Raw genomic sequence first — 1,764 nt, 5'->3', positions numbered from 1 at the left:
CCTATATAACAGAAGCCAAAAAAGCAGGCATCGAGGTTCATGCGTGGGTAGAAAACTTTTTGGTAGGCGTCGGCAGTATGGCAGGTCCCGTCAGAAGCCTTAAGCCGGAATGGTCCATGATTAGTAGACAAGGCCATGATTATCAAGACGTTCCACTTTACAACACCCAGTACTATTTCCTCAACCCTGTAAGGCCTGAAGTACGGGACTTTGTTTCTGAAATTTATAAGGAGCTGCTTCAGAAATATAAAGTAGACGGCTTGCATTTGGACTATATTCGTTATCCCGATGCAGGTGATTACACGAACGATTTTGGTTATGACTCTTATACGCGCAATCTGTTCAAGCAGAAGCATGGCGCAGATCCGATCGACCTTCGTCCCGGCGACAACCTTTGGCAAGCGTGGGTTGATTTTAGAAAAAATACGATTAATGAGTTCGTATATCGGATCTCCAGTGAAGCCAAAAAATTGAAGCCGGATATCCGAGTCTCCGCAGCCGTATGGCCGAACTACGTGAATGGGCCAGAGTTCATGCACCAAGAGCCAAAGGACTGGATTGCCAAAAACTATATCGACCAGCTCTTTCCGATGTCCTATCATCCAGACGCTTCATCTGTTGCCACTGATTCCTTAAACTCCGTTACACTCGMAAACAACAAAGCGCTGATCGTCATTGGTGTCGGAACGAATCTTGGCTTAACGAAGGAGATGCTGCTTAAACAAATAAACGACTCCGTCGCAGTAGGCGTCTCCGGCTCAGCTTTGTTCGAATTTGAATCGTTGTTTGGAAATGAATATGACAAGGCGCTTTTAGCAGGGCTCTACAACAAACCCGCCATCGTGCCAGACAAAGATGTTTTAACATCCTTCAAAACGATCATTTCCGAAATGCAGCGCAAAATCAAACAGATTTATGTCCCGTTCAATGGGATGGATAACGATAAGAAATATGTAAAAGAGCTGGAGCAGCTTGAAAAAAGCTGGAAGGATAAAAAATCAGTTGGCAAGGACGCCAAAGAAGCACTTAAGAAAATAGAGAAGCTTCTGGAGCGTATCGAATCGGATCGTGCTTTGAACGTAGAAGTTAAAAAACGAATGGCTGCGGATCTTAATTATTTGGAAACCATTATTCTCGTTTACGTATCCAAGGCAGCGCACTAAACAACACAGAGAGGACCAACTGTATGTTATGGGAAAACTTAACCGTCAAGGAATTTGAGGCGGCCGTGAAGTCAACGAACCGAGTCTGTGTGCTGCCGATCGGCTGTCTTGAAAAGCATGGCGATCATCTTCCCCTCGGAACGGATATGATGATCGCTAGAGAAATTGTAGAGAAGTCAGCTCAATTAGAGTCCTGTGTTATTTTTCCTTATTATATTTTCGGCCAAGTATCCGAGGTGAAGCATTACACAGGCACAGTTGCTCTTGGCAGTGAGCTGCAGCTGCGCCTCTTGCAGGAAGTGTGCAAGGAAATTAGGCGCAACGGCTTCAACAAAATTATTTTGGCCAATGGGCACGGCGGCAATAACAATCTGCTGAGCTATTTCGTCCAAACGATGCTTGATGAACGCAAGGATTATGTTGTGTACGCCTATAATCTATGGGAATTAAATGCCGAGCAGCTTGCTCATCTTGATCAATCCTATGAAACGCCAGATGACTATGGGCATGCCGATCATATGGAAACATCGCAAATTCTTCATATTAATCCGTCTCTAGTCCATATGGACCGTTTGAATCCAGGCGAGTGGGAGTCCAAAGG

2 protein-coding genes are annotated in these 1,764 nt (G+C 44.9%); both read left to right on the top strand.

The annotated features are described in order from the left end of the window. Window positions 1-1,163, top strand: a 1,163-nt coding sequence (locus AC1DSE_RS34895) for a glycoside hydrolase family 10-like protein (RefSeq protein ID WP_477529084.1), incomplete at its 5' end; no start/stop codon positions are given. A gap of 23 nt (window positions 1,164-1,186) precedes the next feature. After that, window positions 1,187-1,764, top strand: a 578-nt coding sequence (locus tag AC1DSE_RS34890; RefSeq protein WP_477529083.1) for a creatininase family protein, incomplete at its 3' end; no start/stop codon positions are given.

This window comes from Paenibacillus sp. 01L418, from assembly GCF_056400045.1.
Note: the sequence above shows the minus strand (reverse complement) of the source record. Positions and strands in the feature narration are given on the sequence as shown.